At 68.9% G+C, this 23,341-nt stretch carries 24 protein-coding genes; 17 read left to right on the forward strand and 7 right to left on the reverse strand.

Annotated features, from left to right (window positions below; translation table 11 throughout):
* Window positions 1-33 precede the first annotated feature (33 nt).
* The gene (locus RIB98_01365; GenBank protein ID MEQ8839602.1) at window positions 34-906 is read right to left on the reverse strand and encodes a transposase; all 873 of its coding nucleotides are present in this window, start codon (window positions 904-906) and stop codon (window positions 34-36) included.
* A 163-nt stretch (window positions 907-1,069) separates the two neighbouring features.
* Here RIB98_01365 and RIB98_01370 point away from each other — a divergent pair, with 163 nt between their 5' ends.
* The 3 genes from RIB98_01370 to RIB98_01380 all read left to right on the forward strand — a co-directional run bounded on the left by RIB98_01370 (window position 1,070) and on the right by RIB98_01380 (window position 3,682).
* Complete coding sequence (locus RIB98_01370; protein ID MEQ8839603.1) at window positions 1,070-1,984, forward strand: Dyp-type peroxidase; 915 nt, start codon at window positions 1,070-1,072, stop codon at window positions 1,982-1,984.
* A gap of 80 nt (window positions 1,985-2,064) precedes the next feature.
* Window positions 2,065-2,565: a 6,7-dimethyl-8-ribityllumazine synthase gene (ribH, locus tag RIB98_01375; GenBank protein MEQ8839604.1), complete on the forward strand. Its 501-nt coding sequence runs from the start codon at window positions 2,065-2,067 to the stop codon at window positions 2,563-2,565.
* Window positions 2,566-2,569: 4 nt separating this feature from the next.
* The gene (locus tag RIB98_01380) at window positions 2,570-3,682 is read left to right on the forward strand and encodes a patatin-like phospholipase family protein (GenBank protein ID MEQ8839605.1); all 1,113 of its coding nucleotides are present in this window, start codon (window positions 2,570-2,572) and stop codon (window positions 3,680-3,682) included.
* Here RIB98_01380 and RIB98_01385 read toward each other — a convergent pair.
* From RIB98_01385 to RIB98_01395, 3 genes are read right to left on the reverse strand one after another with little or no spacing between them, the layout of a single operon-like run.
* A complete protein-coding gene (locus RIB98_01385; protein MEQ8839606.1) occupies window positions 3,673-5,133 on the reverse strand; it encodes a DUF839 domain-containing protein in 1,461 nt (486 codons plus the stop codon). The two genes, RIB98_01380 and RIB98_01385, sit on opposite strands and share 10 nt — an antisense overlap.
* A 13-nt stretch (window positions 5,134-5,146) precedes the next feature.
* A complete protein-coding gene (locus RIB98_01390) occupies window positions 5,147-6,346 on the reverse strand; it encodes a DUF222 domain-containing protein (protein MEQ8839607.1) in 1,200 nt (399 codons plus the stop codon).
* A gap of 54 nt (window positions 6,347-6,400) precedes the next feature.
* Entirely contained in the window at window positions 6,401-7,102 is a 702-nt protein-coding gene (locus RIB98_01395; GenBank protein MEQ8839608.1) for a PIG-L deacetylase family protein, read from the reverse strand.
* 68 nt (window positions 7,103-7,170) lie between these two features.
* Between RIB98_01395 and RIB98_01400 the strand changes: the two genes are divergently transcribed.
* Genes RIB98_01400 through RIB98_01420 form a run of 5 tightly spaced genes read left to right on the forward strand, consistent with a single transcriptional unit; the run spans window position 7,171 to window position 11,930 of the window.
* Window positions 7,171-7,641 (forward strand): sigma-70 family RNA polymerase sigma factor, encoded by a 471-nt coding sequence (locus tag RIB98_01400; protein ID MEQ8839609.1) that lies wholly within the window; start codon window positions 7,171-7,173, stop codon window positions 7,639-7,641.
* Window positions 7,634-9,529, forward strand: coding sequence for a hypothetical protein (locus tag RIB98_01405; protein ID MEQ8839610.1), 1,896 nt, complete (start codon window positions 7,634-7,636; stop codon window positions 9,527-9,529). The genes RIB98_01400 and RIB98_01405 overlap by 8 nt, the downstream gene beginning before the upstream one ends.
* A 25-nt stretch (window positions 9,530-9,554) precedes the next feature.
* Window positions 9,555-10,583 carry a hypothetical protein gene (locus RIB98_01410; protein MEQ8839611.1) on the forward strand — a complete coding sequence of 343 codons (1,029 nt, stop codon included), beginning with the start codon at window positions 9,555-9,557 and terminating at the stop codon, window positions 10,581-10,583.
* Window positions 10,584-10,593: 10 nt separating this feature from the next.
* A complete protein-coding gene (locus tag RIB98_01415; GenBank protein MEQ8839612.1) occupies window positions 10,594-11,550 on the forward strand; it encodes a phosphotransferase family protein in 957 nt (318 codons plus the stop codon).
* Window positions 11,547-11,930 carry a DUF6285 domain-containing protein gene (locus RIB98_01420; protein ID MEQ8839613.1) on the forward strand — a complete coding sequence of 128 codons (384 nt, stop codon included), beginning with the start codon at window positions 11,547-11,549 and terminating at the stop codon, window positions 11,928-11,930. The genes RIB98_01415 and RIB98_01420 overlap by 4 nt, the downstream gene beginning before the upstream one ends.
* 17 nt (window positions 11,931-11,947) lie before the next feature.
* Here RIB98_01420 and RIB98_01425 read toward each other — a convergent pair whose 3' ends face one another.
* Window positions 11,948-13,003, reverse strand: coding sequence for a phosphotransferase family protein (locus RIB98_01425; GenBank protein MEQ8839614.1), 1,056 nt, complete (start codon window positions 13,001-13,003; stop codon window positions 11,948-11,950).
* A gap of 58 nt (window positions 13,004-13,061) precedes the next feature.
* Between RIB98_01425 and RIB98_01430 the strand changes: the two genes are divergently transcribed.
* The 6 genes from RIB98_01430 (at window position 13,062) to RIB98_01455 (ending at window position 18,762) form a co-directional block, all read left to right on the forward strand.
* A complete protein-coding gene (locus RIB98_01430; protein MEQ8839615.1) occupies window positions 13,062-13,934 on the forward strand; it encodes a DUF72 domain-containing protein in 873 nt (290 codons plus the stop codon).
* A 10-nt stretch (window positions 13,935-13,944) separates the two neighbouring features.
* A complete protein-coding gene (locus RIB98_01435) occupies window positions 13,945-15,603 on the forward strand; it encodes an S-layer homology domain-containing protein (protein MEQ8839616.1) in 1,659 nt (552 codons plus the stop codon).
* A 19-nt stretch (window positions 15,604-15,622) separates the two neighbouring features.
* On the forward strand, window positions 15,623-16,000 hold the full coding sequence (locus RIB98_01440; protein ID MEQ8839617.1) for a hypothetical protein: 378 nt from the start codon (window positions 15,623-15,625) through the stop codon (window positions 15,998-16,000).
* 85 nt (window positions 16,001-16,085) lie between these two features.
* A complete protein-coding gene (locus RIB98_01445) occupies window positions 16,086-17,048 on the forward strand; it encodes a hypothetical protein (GenBank protein ID MEQ8839618.1) in 963 nt (320 codons plus the stop codon).
* On the forward strand, window positions 17,045-17,413 hold the full coding sequence (locus tag RIB98_01450; GenBank protein MEQ8839619.1) for a hypothetical protein: 369 nt from the start codon (window positions 17,045-17,047) through the stop codon (window positions 17,411-17,413). The genes RIB98_01445 and RIB98_01450 overlap by 4 nt, the downstream gene beginning before the upstream one ends.
* Complete coding sequence (locus RIB98_01455; GenBank protein ID MEQ8839620.1) at window positions 17,410-18,762, forward strand: hypothetical protein; 1,353 nt, start codon at window positions 17,410-17,412, stop codon at window positions 18,760-18,762. The genes RIB98_01450 and RIB98_01455 overlap by 4 nt, the downstream gene beginning before the upstream one ends.
* 12 nt (window positions 18,763-18,774) lie before the next feature.
* Here the strand turns inward: RIB98_01455 and RIB98_01460 are convergent, their stop codons facing one another.
* Window positions 18,775-19,557, reverse strand: a complete 783-nt coding sequence (locus RIB98_01460; GenBank protein MEQ8839621.1) for a dienelactone hydrolase family protein — start codon at window positions 19,555-19,557, stop codon at window positions 18,775-18,777.
* A gap of 62 nt (window positions 19,558-19,619) precedes the next feature.
* On the opposite strand from RIB98_01460, the gene RIB98_01465 reads away from it, so the two are divergent.
* The 3 genes from RIB98_01465 to RIB98_01475 all read left to right on the forward strand — a co-directional run bounded on the left by RIB98_01465 (window position 19,620) and on the right by RIB98_01475 (window position 22,577).
* Complete coding sequence (locus tag RIB98_01465; GenBank protein MEQ8839622.1) at window positions 19,620-20,918, forward strand: peptidoglycan DD-metalloendopeptidase family protein; 1,299 nt, start codon at window positions 19,620-19,622, stop codon at window positions 20,916-20,918.
* 83 nt (window positions 20,919-21,001) lie between these two features.
* Window positions 21,002-21,895 (forward strand): serine protease, encoded by an 894-nt coding sequence (locus RIB98_01470; GenBank protein ID MEQ8839623.1) that lies wholly within the window; start codon window positions 21,002-21,004, stop codon window positions 21,893-21,895.
* Window positions 21,896-21,929: 34 nt separating this feature from the next.
* Window positions 21,930-22,577: a thiamine diphosphokinase gene (locus tag RIB98_01475; GenBank protein ID MEQ8839624.1), complete on the forward strand. Its 648-nt coding sequence runs from the start codon at window positions 21,930-21,932 to the stop codon at window positions 22,575-22,577.
* Here RIB98_01475 and RIB98_01480 read toward each other — a convergent pair.
* Window positions 22,556-23,341, reverse strand: a complete 786-nt coding sequence (locus tag RIB98_01480; GenBank protein ID MEQ8839625.1) for an ATP-binding cassette domain-containing protein — start codon at window positions 23,339-23,341, stop codon at window positions 22,556-22,558. The genes RIB98_01475 and RIB98_01480 overlap by 22 nt on opposite strands.

The following is a 23,341-nucleotide window of genomic DNA, read 5'->3' on the forward strand; positions in this document are numbered from 1 at the left end:
TCCCGAAACCCTCCCACACCTGCAGCGTTGGGGTCAGACCCCCGTCCCAACTTGGGTTGTGAGGCGCTGTCGGGCGGACTCGAGGAGCGCGCGGAAGGCGGGGTCGGTCCGGGCGAGCGCTCGTGCCCGAGTCGTTGCTGACCGAACGCTGCTGGCGGAGCGAAAGCCGTAGCGATCGGCGAGGGTCTGGGCGGTGCCGGCGGTGAGTTCGGATGCAAGTAGGACGCAGGCCATCCGCAATTCGTTGCGCACCCCGCGCCCGCCGGCCCGGAGAAGCTCTCGCTCGGACGGCGACGACACACCGAGCGCCTGTTCGATGGCATCGGCGCCGGTGAGTCGTGGTGCAGAGCCGAGAATCGGGCGGTCGGGTTCGACCTCGCCGCCTACGACGAACTTCCGGTAGGCCGCGACATCCCCGGAGAATCGGTCCAGGATCGGTGTGATCGAGAGCCAAGGAGGCGCCGGTGAAACCCCGAGATAGGCGAGGTGGCTCGTCCATCGGAACACCGACAGCGTGGGCCGGTCCGAGGTGACCGGGTTGCGGTGGATGTAGCGCACGACCTGGTTGAGGTATCGGTCCTCGATGATGGGCTTCGTGCGATATCGGCCTCGAAGGAGCGCCCCGTCGAGGCCGTACTTGGTGTTGAACCGCTGTGTGTAGCCGCTGCACAACGCCTGCATGGTCGAGGAGAGCGACTCCACCGTGCCCCGGACGAGCAGGTGGAAGTGGTTGGGCATCAGTGCGTAGGCGTGGACCTCGAGTTCGTGGTGTCGCGCCGCCTCGCCGAGGCGGCGCAGGAATGCATCCCGGTCGCCGTCGTCGCCGAAGATCGGCAGCCGCCGTGCGCCCCGATTCATCACGTGGAACCATCCGTCGTCCATCAACCGTCTCGGAATTCGTGCCATGCGGTCGACGCTAGAAATCCACTGTGACACTCCGAGTTGGGACGGGGGTCTGACCCCAGCGCTGCAACTGGGGGAAGAAGCATGGGGGAACTGTGCGATGGGGGGTGTGGGTCGTCTAGGGTCACCGCAAAACCCCGAGAACTCGACAAGAGGAAATTTTTCAATGGCAACTTCGCAGCCCGCGATCCTGTCCGATCTCCAGAAGTACCAGTGGTACGTCCACATGAGCCGTGTCGACGGTGCCGACCTCGGCCACATCAAGAGCGTGCTGAAGGCCACCCAGGCCGACGCCGATGCCCAGGGCGTCAACCTGTGCATCCTGCTCGGCCCGTCGCTTGCCGCCGACCTCGGCGTCGAGACCGATGGCGATTTCCAGGCCTACCCCGGCTACGAGTCGCCCGACGGCGCCAAGGTCGCCAAGGGCACCCAGGAAGAACTGCTCCTGTGGCTGCACCACGCCGACAAGGACCTGATCTGGGAAGTCCAGCACACCGCCCGCAAGGCCCTCGCCGGCCACATGTCGGTCGCCCGTGAGACCCCCTGCTTCATCTACAAGAACAGCCTCGACCTCACCGGTCACATCGACGGCACCGGCAACCCCGAGCCCGAGGACCAGAAGGACCGCGGCATCATCGACGACGGCCAGGCCGGCGAGGGCGGTTCGTACTGCATCGCCCAGCGGTGGGTGCACGACCTCGACTACTGGGCCTCCCTGAGCCTCGATCAGGAGGAGAACACCTTCGGTCGCACCAAGGCCGACTCCACGAAGCTCGAGACCCAGGTCCCGCGCTCGCACCTCTCCCACGTGGAGCTGCGTGAAGGCACCACGGCCGACGAGTCCACGCCCAAGCGGGGCGAGATGGTTCGTCGTTCCACTCCCTACGCCTTCCACGACGGCACCGTCGGCCTCTACTTCATGGGGTTCTGCAAGACCCAGGCGCCCCTGCGTGAGCGCATGGAAGCCATGTACGGCCACAACGGCCACGAGACCGACTTCATCACCGACTACTCGACGCCTGCGTCGGGCGCGTTCTACTTCGCCCCGTCGGTCGAAGCGCTGGCGGCCGCGCTCGGCTGAGCCCCACCACTCGTGAGAAGGGCGGTCCTCCGGGGCCGCCCTTCTGCATTTTGGCGTGTCGCCCGGTTACCGTCGGGGCCATGGCGACCAAGGACGTGGCTCCCGCAGGAGCGGCCGACGGATCCGGATTGCGGGTCGTCGTGATCCGCACTCGGTGGAACCCCGAGATCATCCGACGACTGGCCGACGGCGTCGACCGGGCACTGGCCGAGGCCGCCGTCACCGACGTGACCGTCGTCGAGGTGCCCGGCGCCTTCGAGATCCCCTTCGCGGCCCGCACTGTCGCCGCCTCGGGCCGAGTCGACGCGATCGTCGCGATCGGCGCGGTCATCCGCGGCGAGACGACCCACTACGACCTGGTGTCGGAGGAATGCGCCCGAGGACTCCAGCACGTGCAGATCTCCACGGGTGTGCCGATCGGGTTCGGCGTGTTGGCCACCGAGAACCTCGAGCAGGCCCTGGCTCGCAGCGAGGGCCCCGACAGCAACGAGCCCGACAATGTCCCTCAGCCCCACAATGTGGGATACGACGCGGCACAGGTCGCGGTCGAGATGGCGTTGCTCGCCCGGGTCTGGCGCTGACCTCGTGACCGAGGCGCGTCGGCCGCCGACGACGCACGTGATCCACGAGCGACTCGCCGCGGGCTCGCGACCGGGCGAACGCACCGACGGCTACACGGTCGCCCTGGCAATCGAGGGCGGGGGCATGCGCGGTGTGGTGAGCACCGGGATGCTGGTGGCGCTCGAGCAGCTCGGTATGACCGACTGCATCGACTTCGTGGTGGGCACATCGGCCGGCGCGCTCGCCGGCGCCTTCTTCGTCGAAGGACTGGTCGCCGAGGGAAGTGTGCTCTTCTACACCGAACTCCACACCGAGCCCTTCCTCGATCGCAGCCGCCTGTTTCGACGTGAGGCCGCACTGGACCTCGACTATCTCGTCGACTCGGCTGCGGTGGATCGCGGTCTCGACTTCACTGCGGTCGCGGCCAGCCGCATCCCGCTGTTCGCGACGGTGTCGCCGACCGACCCGACCTCCGAGGTCCGCCATCTCCATGTCGGCGGCAGCGCGGTTCGGGTCTCGTCGATCCTCAAGGCCACGGCGTCGCTCCCGGTGCTCGCCGGCGGCGCGAGAACCGTCGACGATGCGTCCTACGTGGACGGGGGTCTTCATGAACAGATCCCGTGGCGCACGGCGGCGCGCCTGGGCGCCACCCACGTCCTGGTCCTGCCGTCGAAGCCGGTCACATCCCGAGAGGCGCTCGACTCGTTGAGCTTCGTCGAACGGGTGTCGGTCATCCCGGTGATCCGCCGTGTGCACGGTGACCACGTCGCCGATCTCGTGGCCCGACTGCCCCAGCGATCCTCACGCGAAGCGTGGAACCTCCGTGCCGTCGCGGAAGGCCGGGCGACGCCGATCGACGGGGTGGAGGGCCGGGGACAGCCGCGATTCGACATCGTTCACGTGCCCACGACGGTACGTCTGCCCGGCGCCCTCGAACGGGAACGCACCGTGCTCGTCGATGCCCTGATGGGTGGGGCGAGAGCGGTCATCGACCTTTTCGGTCTCAGCGACGACGACGGCGTGGTGGTCGAACCGCGGGTCGTCCTCACCCACCCGGGCGCGCCGGTGAAGCACTTCCGCGCCGCGCAGCTCACCGGGTTCGTGATCGACCGCGGGCCGGCGCCCGATCAGCCCTGACCTCTCCGCCGAATGCCGATCACGCCGGCACCAACCGCAATCGCCGCGGCCGCACCGGCACCGAGCACGAGGCCGGTGTTCGTACCGTCGTCGGAACCCGACCGGTCCGTGACCCGAGCGAGCGTGTCGGTGGGCGACGGGGTGGTGGTGGGCGCAACAGTGGTCGAGGTCGGTTCGTCCTCGGGCGCCACCGTGGTGGTGGTCGTGGTGGTGGTCTCCGGCGGTGCCTCGACGATGCCCCGGAAGGGACCGGTGACCTCGTAGGTGATGCCGCCGAACGACTCGGCCGAGTCCATCAGCGGGTTGATGTCGACGATCGGACGAGGCGACGGTCCCCGCTGGCTGGAGAAGTAGAGGCGGTCTCGCGCCGGGTTGAAGACCGGACCGGTGATCTCGGAGTGGTCCTGGTCGACCAGCCGGGCGAAGGGGGCGACCTCGCCGTCGGGGGTGATGACGACGACCTCCATGTTGCCGCCGTCCTCGGCCACGAAGATGTCACCGGAGCCCTCGTCGACGGTCAGGTTGTCGACGCCCGACAACACCGCGGTACCGGCCGCCACGTCGTCGGGGTTCGCCTCGTAGAGCAGCGTGTGGGTCTGGTTCGCCAGGTCGATGCCGTGGATCTTGTTGTCGAACTTCGTGGAGAAGAAGATCCAGTCCTCGAAGTACCAGATCCCCTCACCGCCGAGGAACGCGGTGGACTCGGGAACCTGGAGGCGGGTGGCGGTCTCGGCTGCGGAGGGATCGGGCACTTCGAGCCACGTCACCGATCCGTCGTCGGCCACCGCGCACACCTCGAGCAGGCCTGCCGTCAGGTCGGGGTAGTTGTCGGGGGTGAAGCGGTAGAGGCGCCCGTCGGGCATGTCCTCGGTCTCGAAGACGTGCTCGCGCACCGGATCGACGGCGGCCGCTTCGTGGATGAAACGGCCCATTGCCTCGAGAGCGACGGCGTCGGTCTCGCCCGACGGGTCGCATTCCCACAACACGCCGAGGCCGCCTGCGTAGTCCTCTTCGCCGGAGAGGAACGTGCCCCACGGGGTCGGCCCGCCGCCGCAGTTCGCGTTGCTGCCCCGCAGCACCTCGTAGGCGTCGGTGATGTTGCCGTCGGCGTCGTAGCGAATGGCACTGACGCCGGCGGCGCCGGGGATGAAAACCTCGCTGTTGACGGTGTGGATCCAGCCGCCGTCGTCTTGCGCGAAGACCGCGGCGCCGTCGGGAAAGATGTGCCACTCGAAGTCGGTGTCGCCGACCGGTTCTCCGGCCACCGCCACCACCCGCGACGTGAAGCCGGGCGGCAGTATCAGGCCGTTCTCGTCGGGTTCGATGCCATCGAGAGCCCCATAGGGGCTGGCGCCGGCGCTCTGTGCCCCGGCCGCGTTCGTGAGCAGCGGCAATGCGGCAGTGCCGCCTGCAGTGAACACGCCGGCCTGCAGAAATCGTCGTCGATCCATGGGCGTGAGAATCTCACATTCCAGTTCGGGCTGCGAGAACTGGGGGAGTGCAGGCAGGACGGGGCCCGGCGCGAGCCACGATCTGCCATCGGCCGTCGGATCTTCGCAGAACCGAACCCCGATCGTGGATGTCGTGGTGGCACCGGCGGCAGACCAGGACGAGGTTGGTGATGTCGGTCGAGCCGAAGTCCTCCCACGGGATCAGGTGGTGGGCCTCGCAACGATCGGGAGCGGCGCCGCAACCGACGCAGCCACGGTCGCGAGCGATCAGTGCTCGCCACTGTGCGATCGTGGCCGTGCGATGGTCGCGGCCGACCCAGATCGGCCGGCCGGGGCCGTCGAAGATCACGGGTGTGAGATTCGAGTTGCACGCCAACCGCTCGAGCACCGACTGCGGAAGTGGGGCGCCATCGATCACGGTCTGCGCCAGTCCGGAGGCGTCGGGGCTCAGGCGCTGGAGATCGGCGCTCACGAGGAGGTGGGCGCCGACCGGTGGAGTGGCTCGCCGCCCTGCGGCAAAGGAACCGGTCTCGGCACTGCACAGCGTCGAGAACGCGTCGGCGCCTCGCTGCGTGGACGTGCGGGCGTCCGCTGGGGCGTCGCGTCCGCCGTCGTCGTGCCACAGTTCCTTGAGCAGTGAATCGAGGCGACTCTTGGCCTCCTTGCCCGAGATCTCGTCGAGCTCGAAGAGGAACTTCCACATCCCGTCGTCGACCCAGTGGGCGTAGGACCGACGTCGCCGTTGCCGGGCGACCTGGTCGGCGCCGTCTTCGGGGGCGGCATGGGAAGCCGCCCATTCGCGGCTGCGCTTGGCGAACAGATCGGCGGGCGGCGCTGTCGTCTCCGGCACCAGCGCGGCGTCGGCCTGCTCGGGCGAGGTCGTCTCGCTCGCCGTCGCGATGGCCTTTGCGTGTTCGATGGTGAGGCGACCGTCGGCGAGTGCTTCGGCCGTGCGGGGCAGCGACTCGAGCTTCTCCGCCGTGTCGGCCAGCACACTGGCGGCTCTCGCCGACATTCCTCCCGTGCTGCGCAGCATCCCTGCGCCGTCGAGACCACGATCGCCGAGTCCGTCGGTGGCGTTGACGAGGCGGACTTTGTAGGCGGAGACCGCTCCCTCGAGTCGGCGGATCGCTGTGAAGCGGTCGTGGAGGCAAGCACGCGTCAGGTGGTCGACCGGGTCCTGTTCGAGAAGGTCGATCACGGCGGAGAACATGGGTCCATACTATCGAACACATGTTCGCCTTGCAAGGGATCTATGCAGAACCTCTCAGACGTAGACGAGCTCGAAGGCCACCGCGAGATCGAAGGGCGAATCGTCGCCCATTCCCTTGGCCGCTCCCCGTAGGAACGCATCGGGATCGGGCGGCTCGTCGAGGGCATCGAGGTAGACGCGATGACACTCGAGCGACGCGATGCCTCGATCGATCGTGTCGGTGACGTCGACGCAGTGCCGTGACTCAGGTGACGACCCGAACGCCACGAACTTCACGCCGGACCAGGCCGGACCGGCGTCGGGGAACAGCCACTCGTTGCCGGCGTCGCGGGCTGCGTCGAGCAGCGCCCGTCCGACGTTGCGGTGGTCGACGTGGTTCCACGAGGGACCGCCCCACGAGTCACGATGGTTGATGCTGATCAGCACGTCGGGCTTCGTCGCCCGGATCACCTCGGCCAGGTCACGCCGCAGCACGAGGTCGTTCTCCACCTGCCCGTCGGGGTGGTCGAGGTAGCGCAGGTCGTCGACGCCGACCGCAGCGCACGAGGCCTCCTGCTCGACGCGACGCAGACGCGTCGCCTCGGCCGGCTCCATTCCGGCGATGCCCGCCTCACCGGCCGTCACCAAGCAGTAGCCGACCCACTTTCCCTGGTCGGTCCAGCGCGCAACGGCGCTGGCGGCGCCGTACTCCATGTCGTCGGGATGGGCGACCACGGCGAGCGCACGGGTCCAGTCTTCGGGCAACGGTTCGAGCATGTTTCGAGCCTAGGGGTGCAAGAAACGTCGGTGCTCGTGCGTCGTTGTGTCTGATGGACGAGGTGGCGATGGAAGAATCGGCGCAGGTGATGAACGAACCGGAGGTGGCGGCGCTGTTCGAGCGGGAACGCCTCGGTCTCGTGCGTCTGGCGTTCCTCATGACCGGCTCGATCGAGACGGCCGAGGACGTCGTGCAGTCGGCGTGGATGAACGTGTTGCCCCGATTGGCCGACACCGACAAGCCCGGTGCGTACCTGCGCACCGCCGTGGTCAACGAGGCCCGCTCGCGGCTGCGTCGCCGGCGGCGAGCGCCGCGGCTCCCGTTGCCCGTCTCGGCCCATGTCGACGAATCGGCGGTGGAGCTCTGGGACGCGCTGCGACGGCTCCCCGAACGGCGCCGGGTGGCGGTGGTCCTGCGCTACTGGGGCGACCTGTCGACCGACGAGATCGCCGAGGCCATGGGCTGCCGGCCGGGCACGGTGTCGTCGCTTCTCCATCGAGGAATCGACTCTCTTCGCAAGGAGCTTGGTGATGACTGAGGAATCCGACTTCGAAGCGCGCATCCGCCGCGACCTCGACGCAATCGCCGGCGCGGTAGCGGACGTCCCCGCGGAGACGCCCGCGCCTCAGCCCGATGATGCCCACCCTCGGCACGCGCCGCTACTGGCCGCCGTGGCGGCTGGTCTCGTACTGCTCGCCGGCCTGCTCTGGGTGGCGAACGACGGTGATACCGACTCGAGTCCTGCCGACGTGGCCGGTAGCACCAGTACGAGCGTGGCCCCGACCTCGACCACGACACCGAGCAGCTCGACGACGGTCCCCGCTGCCGAGGCCGCGCCGCCGTCGGAAACCGGCTCCTATCGGCTCTGGCTTTCGACCGAGGCGGTTTCGACCGATGGCTCCGATGTCATCTTCGTGGTGCTCGGACCATCCGATGTCTCTGAGGTTCTGGAGTGGGACTCTGCCGTGTTGGTCGATCGCTGGAACGGTGAGGATTGGCAGCCGGTCGCCGAGGGCGGGAGCTGTCAGGACTTCTGGCATTGCTGGGGTGATCTCGGCGAGCGGGGCGCGAGTCTGGTCGAGTATCGCGAGCGACGGCAGTTCCTGCCCTCGGGCGTCGGCTACGCGGAGTACATCCATCTCGACGGACTCGACGAGGGATGGCACCGCCTCCGCCAGACCATCGACGGGGAGCTGGCCACGGGCGTGTTTCGAGTCCTGGAACCAGCCGTGATGCCGGCGGTCGCCTCGCTCGCGCCGGTCGGGGAGGATGCTCTATTCGTCGAACCGGTACTCGCCAGTACCGCCGGCGCGGTGCTCACCGTGAAACCGGCGATTGCCGCACCCGAGAACGACCTCGGTGAGGTGGCGTCGACCACCCGCCTCGATCAATGGGACGGCGAAGAATGGGTCGAGTTGCTGACGTTCGACACACCCCGTTTGACGCTCGAGATACAACTGCCACCCCTGCCACCGGGTCCCTACCGCGTAGTCCGGGGCCGAACCCCCGGTTCCGATCTGATCGGGAACCTCTGGGTGATCGACGGCGGCCCGAATCCGGTCGCGTGTCATGTCCTGCCGAGCCTCGATGCGCTGCTGACGAACGCGGACGACTTCGACGGCCCGACGCCCCCGACGACGGAGCTCCGCCCGTCGTTCGACGTCGGTGGCTTCCGGGTGCAGTGGGACTCACCGGACACGACGATCGCCTACTCCTATCCGATGGGGTCGGTGATCGATCTCGTGGGTGAGCGGTACTTCCAGGACGGACTGTTGCTGCTCCGGCCACTAGGGGACGCTGTGGAGGTGTGGGTCGAACTGCCCGGATGTGGCGATCCGGGTACCGTCACCGCCGGGTTCCTCGTGTCGGGGGGCTCCGAACAGCAGAATGTCGCGCTCGCGGCTCGACTGGGTCGCTCGCTGGCCCAGCGCTGGAACGTCGACGGGGGTACTCGAATCTGGGAGCAATGCCCGGACGGGGAATCGGTGATCTCGACGCCTCGCAACGGCGTGATCCTCGATGTCTGGATGTACTGCCGTGAGGTGGGCGACACCGATTCGCGGTTGGTTCCGGTGGCGACGAACATCATCTCCGAGTCGGTGATCGAGTCGGCGATCCAGCGCGGCCTTGGCGGCGGATGGAACGGACTGGAGTCGGCGATCCCTCTCGAACTTCAGTGGGCCTTGTCGGAGATCGCCATCATCGACGGCGTCCTGACGATCGATTGGGACTGGGACTTCGCAGCCGACCCGATCGACGACCTCACCACGTCGAACGTGTCGGGCCGGATCATCGATCAGATCGCGGCCAATGCGTTCCAATTCGAGGAGATCGATGCCGTCGACCTGGGCGACCTGCCGCTCGACCTCGGCGGCGACTCCGTCTACACCCGCGAACAATGGGAGCAGGCGCAGGCCGAGAACTAGGGTCGCGTCTGACCCAGGAGTTCCCATGGCCGACAAGAAGATCGTCACCGTTCTGCACCCCGAGGACGAGTACACGCACGAGCCCGACCCGGTTCCCAACTACAACGAGTCGATGTACCTCAACGGCTTCGACCTGGAGCGCGAGGTCGGCGCGTGGTTCCGCATCGGCAACCGGGTCAACGAGGGCTATGCCGAGATGACGGTGTGCATCTATCTGCCCGGCGGACGCGTGGCGTTTCTCTACGGCCGCCCCGAGATCGACAACAACGACGAGATGCACGCCGGTGGGCTCGAGATCAAGGTGGTCACACCGTTCGAGCACCTGAAGATCAACTACGACGGCAAGGTCTGCCTGCTCGATGAGCCCGAGCAGATGGCCAACCCTCGCGAGGCGTTCAAGACGAACCCGTTCGTGGAGTGCGAGGTGCGCCTCGACGTGCACGGCGTGTCGCCCATGTACGGCGGGCTGCCGCAGTACGAGGACGGCACCCCGATCGAGACCGACGCCGAGAAGAGCTTCGCCAAGGCCCACTACGAGCAGCACACCAAGGTGACCGGGACGATCCAGGTGGGCGACGAGATCATCGAGCTCGACGGCCTCGGCCTGCGGGACAAGTCGTGGGGTCCCCGCTACTGGCAGGCCGTCACCTGGTACCGCTGGCTGCCCATGATCTTCGGTCCCGACTTCGCGATGATGCTGTCGATCATCGACAACGAGGGCAGCACCCGTTATTCCGGCATGGTCCTGGAGGATGGCGAGTATCACCACATCCGCGACTGCCGTATCGAGTCCGACTGGGACGACAACGACTACCAGACCGGCATGCGGTGTTGGGCCAAGACCGACCACAAGGAGTACGAGATCACCGGCGAGGTGATCTCGATGATCCCGCTGCGCAATCGGCGCAAGACGCCCGACGGCGAGCAGCTCCACACCCGCATCACCGAGGCCATGACCCGCTACGAGTGCAACGGCCGCAAGGGCATGGGCATGAGCGAGTACCTCGACCAGATCGTCGACGGGAAGCCGGTCGGCACCGACGTCGGCACGTGAACCCGTTCTCGTGAACGAGCTCGCCGACCAGCTCGGCACCGAACTCGACGCCGAGATCACCGACCTCGTCCGACTGTCGGCGGGGGCGAGTCGCGAGACCTGGTCGTTCGCGGCCGACGGCGAGCCACTCGTTCTCCAGCGCTCGCGGTTCGCCGCCGGTCTCGGGGCCGGTGTCGACGAGCCCGCGCTGCTGCGCCACGCGCATGCGGGCGGCGTGACTGTGCCCGAGATCGTCGCGTCGTCGACCGGTGGTGAACATCCGTTGGGGAGGCAGTTCACGATCTCTCGCCATCTCGACGGCGAGTCGATCGCCCGCAAGATCCTGCGCGACGACGAGTACGCCACGGCGCGGGAGCGCTTCGTGGCCGACTGCGCCCGCGAGCTCGCGATGATCCACGCCCTCGACCCCGGGCCGATGACCGACCGGCTGCCGACGATCACCGATCCGGTCGCCGCCCAACGGGGCACCTACGAGATGCTGGGCGACCCGCACCCCGTCTTCGACCTCGCCTTCCGCTGGCTCGACGACCACCGTCCGCGGGCCCGTGAGCCCCGGGTGGTCCACGGCGACTTCCGCATGGGCAACTTCCTCATCGGCCCCGACGGCGTCGTCGCGGTGCTCGATTGGGAGCTCGCCCATCTCGGTGACCCGGTCGAGGACCTCGGCTGGCTCGTGGCCCGGGCCTGGCGATTCCGGGGCACGGGAGAGGTCGGCGGCCTCGGGTCCCGTGACGAACTCCTCGATGCCTATGCCCGGGAGAGCGGCGTCGAGGTCTCGCCCGCCGAGCTGAAGTGGTGGGAGGTGCTCGCCTCGCTGCGCTGGGGGGTGATCACCATGTTCATGGGCGACGAGTTCCGCAAGGGGAGCACCCGCTCGGTCGAACAGGCGACGATCGGTCGTCGTGTGGTCGAGACCGAGTACGACGTGATGCTGCTCCTGCTGCCCGAACTCCGGGAGGCGGCGTGACCGAGGAGCGCAGCCCGCGGCAGAACTGGCCCCACGACGTGCCCGCCGCTGCGGAGCTCGTGACGGCCGTCCACGACTATCTGGCCGACGACCTCGGCCCGCGGGCCGAAGGTCGGGACCGGTTCATGTTGCGGGTCGCCGCCAACGCGCTCGCCATCGCGGCGCGCGAGATCGAGGCGTTGCCCATCGACGGACCCGCCCACGCCGCCCGCCTGGCCGCTTTCGGAGTCGAGTCCGAACGAGAGCTCTGCGAGGCGCTACGGGCAGGAACGCTCGACGACCGCCGGGCCGAACTCGCCGAGTCGCTCTGGGCGACCACGCTCGACAAGCTCGCGGTCGCCAACCCCGACTACCGCGACGAGTCGATCGAGCCCGGGTGATCCGGCTGGTGTGACGGTCAGCGCTCGACGAGAGGTCGGAGCGTGGCGTCGATCGGGTCGAGGTAGAGCGTCTGCTCGGGGGGCAGCAGACCACGCTGCACCATCCGGTTCATGACCCGGACGACGATCGCGGCGTAGCGGGTGGCGGCGAAGAGCACCCACGGATCGATCGGTTCGAGCGTGCGGCCGCTCACCGCCTCGTAGTGCGCCAGCTGCTCGGCGACGGGGAGCGTGCCCGGGTGACGGTCGACGCCGGCGCCCACGTGGGCCCACTGCTCGAACATGATCCACCACCCGACGTCCATCTCGGCCGGACCGATGGACGCCGCCTCGAAATCGGTGACGCACGCGGGCGCGAAGTCGTCCCAGATGACGTTGCCCAGGCGGGCATCACCCCAGTTCAGCACGGGTGCGCCGCCGGCCGGGAGTTCGTCCTCGAGCCGATCGAACGCGGCGAGCATCAGCGGGTGGGGACGCCCGTCGAGCTCGCGTTCGGCGTAGTCGCGCCAGATCCGCAGTTGACGACGCCCGTCGTTCACCGACCCCTCGGGGGCCAGCCAGTCCAGACCGGCGGCGGCGACGTCGACGGCGTGGATCCCCGCCATCACCTCGATGCCACCGCGGATCATGGCCGAACGCTGGGCCGGCTCGGCATCGACGTAGAAGCCCTCGGCCACGTACAACGGGTCCTCGCGGGGGATCTCGCCACCGATGAAACCCATGACGAAGAACGGCGACCCGAGCACGGAGGGGTCGGTCTCGTAGCCGAGGAGCGGCGCGATCGGCACCGCAGCGGTGTCCTGCTGGGCAACGAGGGCCGACATCACCTTCCACTGGATCTCGATCTCGTTCTCCACCGGAACCTGGACGGGATAGACCGGCGGCTCGGGCATCTCCCGCCGGACGACCACCTGCTCGTCGGTGGTCACGCCGTGCCGGGTGACGGTGATCGGGACGATGAGTGTCTCCGCCGAGTAGCCACCGGTGGGGGTCTCCACGGTCCCGACCGTCACGTCGTCGGCGTCGTCGAGGTGGGCGGTGAGCCAGGCGGCGAGGTGCTCGGGGTGTTCCATGGGCAGACAGGATCGCCGCCGGGCGCCCCCGTGTCGAACCAGAGCTACCGTGCCGGCGATGGCATGGGAGTCGCCGCTGGGAGTGGGTTGCCCGATGTGGGCCAACCGCGACTGGGTGGGCACGGTGCTGCCGACGGACACGCCGGTGGGCGGCGAGCTGGCGGCCTACTCGCGGGTCTGCAACGCGGTCGAGGGCAACACCACCTTCTATGCCCTCCCATCGCCGACCACGGTCGCGCGATGGCGTGACGTCACCCCGGAGGGATTCCGGTTCCTGTTGAAGCTGCCGCGGACGATCACCCACGACCGCCGGCTGCGCGACGCCGACGCCGAGCTGAAGGAGTTCGCCGATCGTTTCGCACCCCTGGCCGACCGCCTCGGGCCGTGCTCGATCCAGTTGCCGGCATCGTTCGCGCCGAGCGACCTCGACGTGCTGACGGCCTTTCTCGACTCGGTCCCCGGTGACTTCGCCTGGGCCGTCGAGGTCCGCCACCCGGGGTTCCACGCGGGCGGCGACCACGAGCGTGCCCTCAACGATGCGTTGTATGCGGCGGGCGTCGACCGGGTGATCTTCGACAGTCGCCCGGTGTTCGCCGGGCCCCGTCGGACCCCCGAGGAGATGGAGGCGTGGGAGAACAAGCCCCGCCTGCCGGTGCGGGCCGTGGCCACCGGGCAGCAGCCGATCGTCCGTTTCATCGGCCAGACCGAGGCGGCGGCCAATCCACCTTTCTGGCGGCCCTGGGTGACGCGGGTGGTTCGCTGGATAGAGGACGGTCGGCGACCCCTCGTCTTCCTCCACACCCCGGACAACGTCGTCGCTCCGCAGCTGTGCCGGCAGTTCCACGACGAGGTCGCCGGCCGGGTCGCACTTCCGCCTCTCCCCGAGCCGCCTCCGGTGTTGCGAACCCAGGAGTTGTTCGACCACGATTAGGGTCAACCGCGTGCTCCGGACCAAGGCCATCCTGTTCGTCGCGGTCGGAGCGGCCTACGCAGTACTGGCCGCCGGGGTGGCGACGGCCGCCGACCCGCTCGGCCTGACCCTCGATCAGGGTGCAAGCGAAGTCCTCGGTGACGGCACCGACACGGTCGCGGTGTGGGTCTGTGACGTCGGCGGTGAGAAGGACTTCACGCCGGACGACGTCGCCGCGTGGGCGAACGCAGAGGTGGCTCCCTTCTTCTCGACGGTGTCACGGGGCCGATACGCCCTCGTGTTCGAAGCGGTCGGCGAGTTCGATCGGGTGACCGATTGTCTCACCGACGGCGTCAGGCTCACGAAGGACCTGCCGTTCACCAATGCCCTGGTCATCGACAACGGCAACACCCCCAGTGGTTTCGGAGGGCCCGGTGCGTGGTACTTCGCCAACGACACGGTGCTGCCGATCGGCCGTTCCGAGCCGCCGGCGGAGTCGGGACGCGGGTTCACGATCGGCGGCGAGACCTTCCCGCTGCCGGCGACGGCGGCCCACGAGATCGGTCACACGCTCGGATGGCCCCACTCGGGATCGGGCCTGACCGGCTTCGAGCAGTACGACAACCCCGCCGACCTGATGAGCGGGCACGGCGTGGACAACTTCTGTCCCATCGATGCCGATCTGTTCTACGGGCCGTGCTTCATCACCCACACGATCGCCTTCAATCGCTACGCCTCGGGATGGATCGACGCCGACGACGTGGCGCTGATCACGAAGCCGAGGGCGAGCGTCGACCTGGCCGGACCGGAAGCCGACGGCACCCAATTCGCCCTGATCCCATCGGCCGACCCGCTGCGCTTCACCACCGTCGAGGCCCGGCCCGCCGCGGGCTACGACGCCGATGCCGGCATCGAGGGGGTGATGCTCCACACCATCGACGGGACGGCGCCGTGCGGGAACCAGATCTGCTGGGGTATCGAACGACGCCAGTACCCGTCCCTGGGAGCGCCGGGGTCGACCGACCACGTACTCGGCGTCGGCGACAGCGCCGAGATCCACGGCGTCACCGTGACGGTCGACGCGGCCACCGACGACGGCTACACCGTCTCCTTCTCCGGGGCCGCCCAGGGATGCGCGATGGGCCCGAACCGCTTCGACGATGTGGGCGCGGGTTCGTTCGCCTTCAACGACGTCGGCTGCATCCGCATCCTCGGCATCACGACCGGTACCAGCGCGTCGACGTACTCGCCGAACGACACGGTCACCCGGGAGCAGATGGCGGCGTTCCTGGCCCGCCTCTATCGCAGGCTCGGCCAGACCTGCAGCGGCGCGCCGACACCGTTCGTCGACATCGCCGGGTCGTTCGCGGCGGCCGACATCGCCTGCATCTACGAGTTGGGCGTGACCACCGGTGTGTCCTCCACCCGCTACGACCCGGCCGGCACCGTGACCCGGGAACAGATGGCGGCCTTCCTCGGTCGCCTGTGGCGCGACGCATTGGGCAGCGGCTGCACCACCGACCCTGCGCCGTTCAGCGACAGCGGTGGCTCGTTCGCGAAGAACGAGATCGCCTGCATCTACGCCCTCGGACTCACGACCGGAACGACACCGACCACCTATTCACCTGGCGATGCCGTCACCCGTGAGCAGATGGCCTCGTTCCTGGCCCGCTTCTGGAAGACGGCCTGAGGTTGCTACCGTGGGCGTCGTGAGTTCCACTCCCGCATCTGACGCCCGCCGCGCCGGCTGGATGATTCTCGGCCTGCTGGCCGTGCCGGTGCTCAGCGTCTCGTCGGCCGCGATGCTCGCGGACGTGGCCGCCACGACCGACCCCGCGTCGGCCGCCGTCGGCATTCCGGCCACGCTCGTCGGTGTACTGATGGGCTGCGTGGTGTTCCGACTCGGCCGAGCCGTCGGGTCCGGAGTGGTCGCGCTGCGCACGATGCTCAGGGCGCTCGCGCCGGGTTCCGGCTCGAGCGCGGTGGCCGTCGCTGACGCGCGCAGGCCGAGTCCGTTCGTGCGACCGGCCTATCTCCTCGTTCCCGCACAGGTGGGCCGTCGCGGCCCCCCGGTGGCATTGCGCTAGACGACCACGCCCCGCCGACCTCCGGCCCGGGCGTCCCTACGCACATCCACCGGAACACCGGAACACAGAAACAAGGAGAACGCTCATGCGCGCTCGCGCGACACTGCGGCTGCTCGCCGCCCTTTTCGCTCTGACCCTCATCGCCTCGGCCTGCGGGGACGATGACGAGTCCACCACGGCCACCGACGACACGGCCGACGACGATGTGGCCAACGATGAGACGGCCACCGACGACATGGCCGACGGTGACATGGACCATGACGACATGGCCGATCACGAACACGATGACGACATGGACCATGACGACATGGCCGACGGCGACATTGACCATGACGACATGGCCGATCACGAACACGGCGTCGTCGAGGTGGCTGCCGACGGCGCGCCGACCGTCGATCTCGACGTCGTCGCCGACCCCGCCGGCGGGGTCAACATCCACGTGATGACCGAGAACTTCACGCCCAACCCCCAGGCGGCTTCGACCGACCATGTCGAGGGCGAGGGGCACTTCCACCTCTATGTCGACGGTGAGAAGGTCCTGCGGTTCTACGACGAGTGGATCTACTACGCCGGCGTGACCGAGGGTGACGTCGAGATCGGCGTGTCGGTCAACGCCAACGACCACCGCACCTATGCCGTGGACGGCGAGGAGATCCGGGCCGACATGGCGTTCACCGTGCCCGAACACTCCCATGACGACCACTCCCACGAGGAGGCCGAGGGCGTGGAGTACGTCGGCGATGCGCCGGCACTCGGCCTCGAGGTCGTGGAGGATCCGATGTCGGGCTGGAATGCGTTCCTCACCGTCGGCGGCATGACTCTCAGTCCCGAGCACGCGTCCGGCGAGCACGTGGATGGTGAAGGTCATCTCCACATCTACGCCAACGGCCAGAAGCTCGGTCGTCTCTACGGCACCGCCACCCACCTGGCGGCGTTGCCCGAGGGTGAGGTCGAGATCTCGATCGTGGCCTACACCAACGATCACCAGCCCTACCTGGTCGACGGTCAGCCGGTCTCGGCCGCCACGACGGTCGCCGTGGCGCCGTGAGGTTCCGGAGCCTCCTCATACCTGTCGTCGTCGTTGCGCTGCTGGCTGCCGCGTGCGGCGACGACGGGGAGGCGAGCGCGCCAGCGGACGCGGGTGACGATGCCGCCGATGTGGTCATCGAACTCGAGGTGGTCGACGGTGACCTCGTCGGTGGGTCCCGCCAGGTGGACGTCGGCCTCGGGCAATCGGTCGAGGTGGTCGTGTCGGGTGACAGCACCGACCAGGTGCACATCCACGGGTACGACCTCTACGTCGATCTCGTCGACGGGGAGGGCAGCACCAGTTTCGATGCGCTGATCCCCGGCACCTTCGAGATCGAACTCGAGGCGGCCGGACGGCTGCTCGTGCGAATGACCGTGTCGTGATCGGCACCCTGCTCGCCCACGGCATCGGCGGTCGCACCGACCTGCCGTTGCCCGCATGGCAGCTGGCCTGGGCCGCCGGGTTCTCCGTGGCGATCTCGTTCGTCGCGCTCGGCGCATTCTGGGAGCGGCCCCACCTGGCCGCAGCAGCCCGGGGCCGGGCGCTGTGGACTGCGGTGGGGCCGCCCGCCCGAGTTCTCGAAGTCGTTCTCAAGGTGTGCGGCCTGGGGCTGTTCGGCGTGGTGCTCTATGCCGCATGGCGGGGCAACACGAACTTCGCGGTGAACATCGCGGGCGATGCCTTCCTGATCTGGTTCTGGGTCGGACTCCAGTTCGTGTCGGCCGTCTTCGGTGATGTGTGGCGGGCGTTCAACCCCTACTTCACGATCGCCGATTCGGCGGCGTGGGTGCGAGCGAAGGTGACCGGCACACCGATCTCCGACATCGAACACGGTGCGGCCACGCTCTGGCCGGCCACGATCGCGATCTTCGCCTATCTGTGGTTCGAGTTGGCCTACAACTCGCTGTGGTTCGAATCCGAGATCCGATCCGCCGCCCACCCGCGATCGATCGCCGCGTTCCTCACCGTCTACAGCCTGGTCATGGTGGTCGGCTCGAGCGTGCGCGGGCGAGGCTGGGTCCGCACCGCCGACGGCTTCTCGGTCCTGTTCGCAAAGCTCGGCGCGATGGCGGTGTTCCACCTCGACGACGAACGTCGAATCCGCGTGCGACCGCCGCTGGCCGGTCTGGCCACGGTTGCGCCGGTCGTCGGCCTCGTGCCGTTCGTGCTCGTGGTGCTCGGCAGTACGTCGTTCGACGGGTTCACCCGGAGTTCGGTCTGGTTCGACATCGCCGGGGACCGCGCCGGTTGGAGCCTGACGGTGGTCTCGACCATCGGCCTGCTGGCGATCATCTTGTTGGTCAGCATGATCTACATCTTCGCGATGAACCTGATGGCGAGTGTGACCGGCGACGACGCCAACGAGTTGGCGGCGGTCTTCGGCCCGACCCTCGTGCCGATCGCCGCGGCCTATGCGGTGGCGCACTACTTCAGCCTGCTCGTGCTCGACGGTCAGCGGATGTTCATCCAGATCTCCGACCCGCTCGGCCGGGGATGGGATCTGTTCGGGACCAAGGACTACGAGATCAACTGGTTGCTGGTGTCACCGAGCACGATCGCCTGGGTGCAGACGTTGGCGATCGCCATCGGGCACGTGTTGGCGGTGGCGGCCGCCCACGATCGGGCGATCTCGCGTTACCCCCACGACGTGGCGGTGCGTTCCCAGTATCCGATGCTGGGGGTCATGGTCGTCTACACGGTGGTCGGTCTGTTCCTGCTCCTCGGGGTCTGAGCCCCCGGGTTCTCACTGGCCCTGCAGCCGCCCGGTGAGGAACCCGAGCACCTGGTCGAAGGCCTCCTTGGTCGGGTGCCCGGGGGTGTCGCGCCGTTCTTCGGTGAGCACGCTGTGGGCCGCCTTGCCGATGTCGTGGGCCGGATCGGGGCTGGGGATCTCGACGCCGATGAAGTCGTTGCCGAGGGCGGCCCGCAGGGTGGCGAAACGATCGGCCGGCACCAGCGGGTCGCCGGTGAACCTCAGGCCGAGCACCGGGCATCCGTCGGCCGCCCGGGCTGCCACCGTGGCGAGTTGGGCATCGTCGAGGCCGACGCTGGCCCGCCGTTTCCGGCCGACCCCGAAGGGCAGCGACGGCTGGGAGAGCACCGGCGCGACCACCGCGTCGTCGAGCAGCATCGCCAGCCCGAATCCGCCGGTGAAGCACATCCCCACGAAGCCGACGCCGGGGCCGCCGTGGTCGGCGTGGAGTTTTCTGGCCAGGGCGCGAAGCCACTCGGTCGCCGGCTGGTCGTCGCGGGTGGCCATGGCGTGGAACTCGCTGCTGACACAGGCCCGGGCGATCGTCGTCAGTGCGTTGACGGTCGTGGGCGGCCGACCGGGCACACCGAACATGCTGGGCATGGCAACCGACAGCCCGGCCGACAGGAGATCCTCGGCGAATCGGGTGACCTCCGGCGTGATCCCGGGGATCTCGGCGGCCACGAGGACGCACGGTCCCGACCCCTGGCGGTAGACGTCGTGGGTGATCGACTCGTGGGTGAATGGGTCGACGCGGAAGTCCTCGAGTGTCATGGCTGCATGCTCGCGGGCATGGTCACGCTATTCATGTCATTCCTGTTACGATCCGTGCCGCGATGAGTGTCCACCGATTCACCCTCCGCCGTTCTCTGGCCGCGGTCGCCGCGGCCTGCGTGCTGGCCGGGCCCCTCACCGTCGGCTTGGCCGGTGCACAGGACGAGGGCGACGTCGACGACCTCCGCCAGGAGCGGGAGAGCAACCGGCGCGACGCGGCCGAAGTCGCCGCGGAACTCGATGCCCTGGCGGCCGAGGACGACGAACTGGCCGCCGCGATAGCGGCGCTCGATTCGTTCATCTCGCTCCAGGAAGCCAAGGTCGCGGCGGCCGAGGAAGCGATCGCCGATGCCGAGGAGCGGGCCCTGCTGGCCCGTGAGCAGGCCGATGCGTTGGCGGCGAGCATGGTCGGCATCCGTGACGAGCTCGAATTCGCGGCCATCGACGCGTTCGTCGCCCCGCGACCCGACGTGCTCGGACAACTCGATTCCGACAATCTGCTCGACGTCGAGCTCAAGCAGTCCTACGTCGAAGGTGTGGTCGGCGACGAATACGAGCTGATCGACGAACTGCGGGTGGCCCAGGCCCAGCAGGACGACGCGATCCAGCGGGCCGAGGAAGCGACCCAGGACGCCGAGGCCGAGCGGGTCAATCTGGCCGAGGGGCTGGCCGAGCTCGACGAGAGCCGGGCCGAGGTCGAGGCGCTCCGGGTCCAGGTCAGGGCCCGGACCGCTGAATGGCAGGCTGTGGGCGCGGAGATCGAGGCGGCCGACGCCGCCATCGCCGCCCAGATCCGCGATCTCGAAGCCGAGCTGGCCCGGCAGGCGGCCGCTGCGGAGGAGGCCCGTCTCGCAGCCGAGGAAGAAGCTCGTCTCGCGGCGGAGGAAGCGGCCGCCGACGACGAGGCCGATCCGGACACCGATGACGATGCCGCCGACGATGACGAACCGGCCTCGCCGCCCGCCGATCTGGGTCCGTTCGCGGTCACCCATCGTCCCGTACCCGGTGCCATCACGAGCCCGTTCGGGTCGCGTGTACATCCGATCTTCGGCACGACCCGCAACCACTACGGCATCGACTTCAACGCCAGCACCGGCGACCCGATCGTCGCCGCCGCCTCGGGAACCGTCATCAGTGCAGGCTGGATGAACGGCTACGGCAACGTGGTCGTGATCTCCCACGGCGACGGCTTCACCACGCTCTATGCCCACCAGTCCGAAATCCTGGTGAGCGCGGGCGCCACGGTCTCCGGCGGCGACACCATCGGCCGGGTGGGCAGCACCGGCTTCTCGACCGGACCACACCTCCACTGGGAGATCCGGGTCGACGGCGTCGCGGTGAACCCCGCCAACTACCTCTGAGTCGGGAGCTGCTGCCCGGGTGTCGCCCGGGCTGACGTTCGGCCGAGCCTGTGCCTATGATCCCCACAGGGAGTGGGCGAATCATGCACCGAGAGTGGTCGAGTCAACGAGAGACGCAGTTGCCGCCCGAGCGTGGGCTTGCGTCCACCAGCTGGAACGAACGGCGCCTCGTCGCCTCGGCCGTGGTCGTCGCCGTCGCCCTGCTGCTCATCGGGGTCGGCGTGAGTCGCCTCCTCCATCCCGGACTCGTCGCCGCCGGTGATGTCTCGGCCCTCGACATCTCGGCCGGCGACAGTGCCGCGGACGATCTCGCGCCGGCCACCGAGGTGGGCGCGGCGGTCGAGGAAGCGCCGGCCACCGAACTCGGCGACGCCGTCGCCTCGCGTCGTGGCGGGCCGTTCGTGCCGGCGCCGGCCGAGCACCTGACCGTCGTCCATGTCTCCGTGAGCGTGTGCGACGCTCGCTCGTCGGGATCCGGCGTGGTGGTCGCCGACGGGCTGCTGCTGACCGCGGCCCACGTGGTCGGCGACGCCGCCCTCGTGCGGATCGATCAGGGTGGCATCACCGTCACCGGCGAGGTGCTCGGTGTGCTCGGCGACGAGCGCGACCTCGCGCTCGTCGCCGTGGATGCACCCATGCGCGCGCCGCTCGCGGCCGCGCCGGCGCCGGCCCTCGGCGCACCGGTCACGCTGGTCGGTTTTCCCGACGGCGGTCCGCGCACGGTCTCGGTCGGGCCGCGTGTCGACGTGACCGAGAATGTGGCCCGGTTGGCCGGGGGCGGCGAGATCGTGGGCGTCGACGTCGGTATCGAGGCCGGCATCTCCGGCGGACCGGCGATCGACGAGACCGGCACGATGGTCGGCATCGTGGTGGCCAAGGAGGCCGCCTCCGACACGGCCCTCGTCGTTGCGACCCCCGACCTCGTCGACATCGGCGATGCAGCCCTCGTGCCCGGGACGTGTGTCGGGAGCGCGTGACCGCGGGGTCGGTGTCGGGGGTTAGTGTCGATCGATGGCTGTTCGACACGCGCGGGTGATCGCGTCCGGCGCTCACCTCGCACCGCTGGTCGGGGCGGCGGCGGACATCGTCATCTGTGCCGACGGTGGCCTGGCGGCGGCGATCGAGGCGCAGCTCCGCGTCGACGTGGTCGTCGGTGACCTCGATTCGGCGTCGGCTGCGGACCTGGACGCCGCGGCGGCGGCGGGGGCCGAGATCCTCCGCCATCCGGCCACCAAGGACGAGACCGACCTCGAACTCGCGCTTCTCGAGGCCATGGACCGGGGCGCCGCGTCGATCGCCGTGCATCTCGCCGACGGCGGCCGCCTCGATCACCAGCTGGCCAACCTGGTCGTGTTGGCCTCACCACGTTGGCGGTCGGCGCGGGTCAGCGCGTGGGTGGGGGAGAACCGGGTGTGGGTGGTGCATGGCGAGCTCGAGTTGCCGCTGGCGGCCGGCGCGGCCGTTGCGTTGCAGGCCGTTGCCGGACCGGCGACGGTCACCACGACCGGCCTGGCGTATCCACTCCACGGCGAGGTACTGCGCTCCACCGAGGCACGCGGCATCGCCAATGAGGTGATCTCGGCGCCGGCGACGGTGCGGGTCGACGATGGCGTCGTGCTGGTGCTGAGCCCGCCGGGTCAATCGGCCCAGGCGACGTAGCGGCCCCGACGACGCTCGAGCGTGAGCGCCAGGTCGAAGCACGACGACAGGTTGGGGGCGGTGAGTACCTCGTCGAGCGGCCCGGCGACGAGCACCCGCCCCTGTTTCACGAGCAGCGCATGGGTGAAGCCGTCGGGGATCTCCTCGACATGGTGGGTGACGAGGGCCATCGGCGGCATCGACGGATCGGCGGCGAGTCCGCTCAGCATTCGTACGAAGTGCTCCCGTCCGGCGAGGTCGAGGGCCGCCGTCGGTTCGTCGAGCAGCAGCAGGCCCGGGTCGGTCGACAGCGCACGGGCCACGAGCACTCGCTGCCGCTCGCCCGACGAGCAGGCGCCGAATCGGCGGGTCGACAGGTGGGCAATGCCGACGCGCTCGAGCGCTCGGGCCGCGGCCTCCCGGTCGGCGTCGTCGTAGTCGTGCCACCAGGGTTCGAGCGCGCCGTTGCGGGCCGTCATCACCACGTCGGCAACGGGGAGATCCCCACGGAGCAGGTCGGCCATCGAGGCGCTGGCGAAGCCGACCCGCTCGCGGAGACGGCGCACGTCGGTGCGGCCAAGCCGTTCGCCGAGCACCTCGACGTCGCCCCCCGACGGGTGGAGCCACATCGACGCGATCCGAACGAGGGTGGTCTTGCCGCAGCCGTTGGGCCCGAGGACGACCCAGTGCTGGCCCGGCGCGATGGTCCAGTCGATGCCGCGGAGGATCTCCACGCCGTCGGTGGTGCGGTGCACCCCCTGCAGCCGCAGGACCGGCTCGGTCAC

It is taken from the genome of Acidimicrobiales bacterium, from assembly GCA_040219515.1.
Lineage (GTDB): Bacteria > Actinomycetota > Acidimicrobiia > Acidimicrobiales > Aldehydirespiratoraceae > JAJRXC01.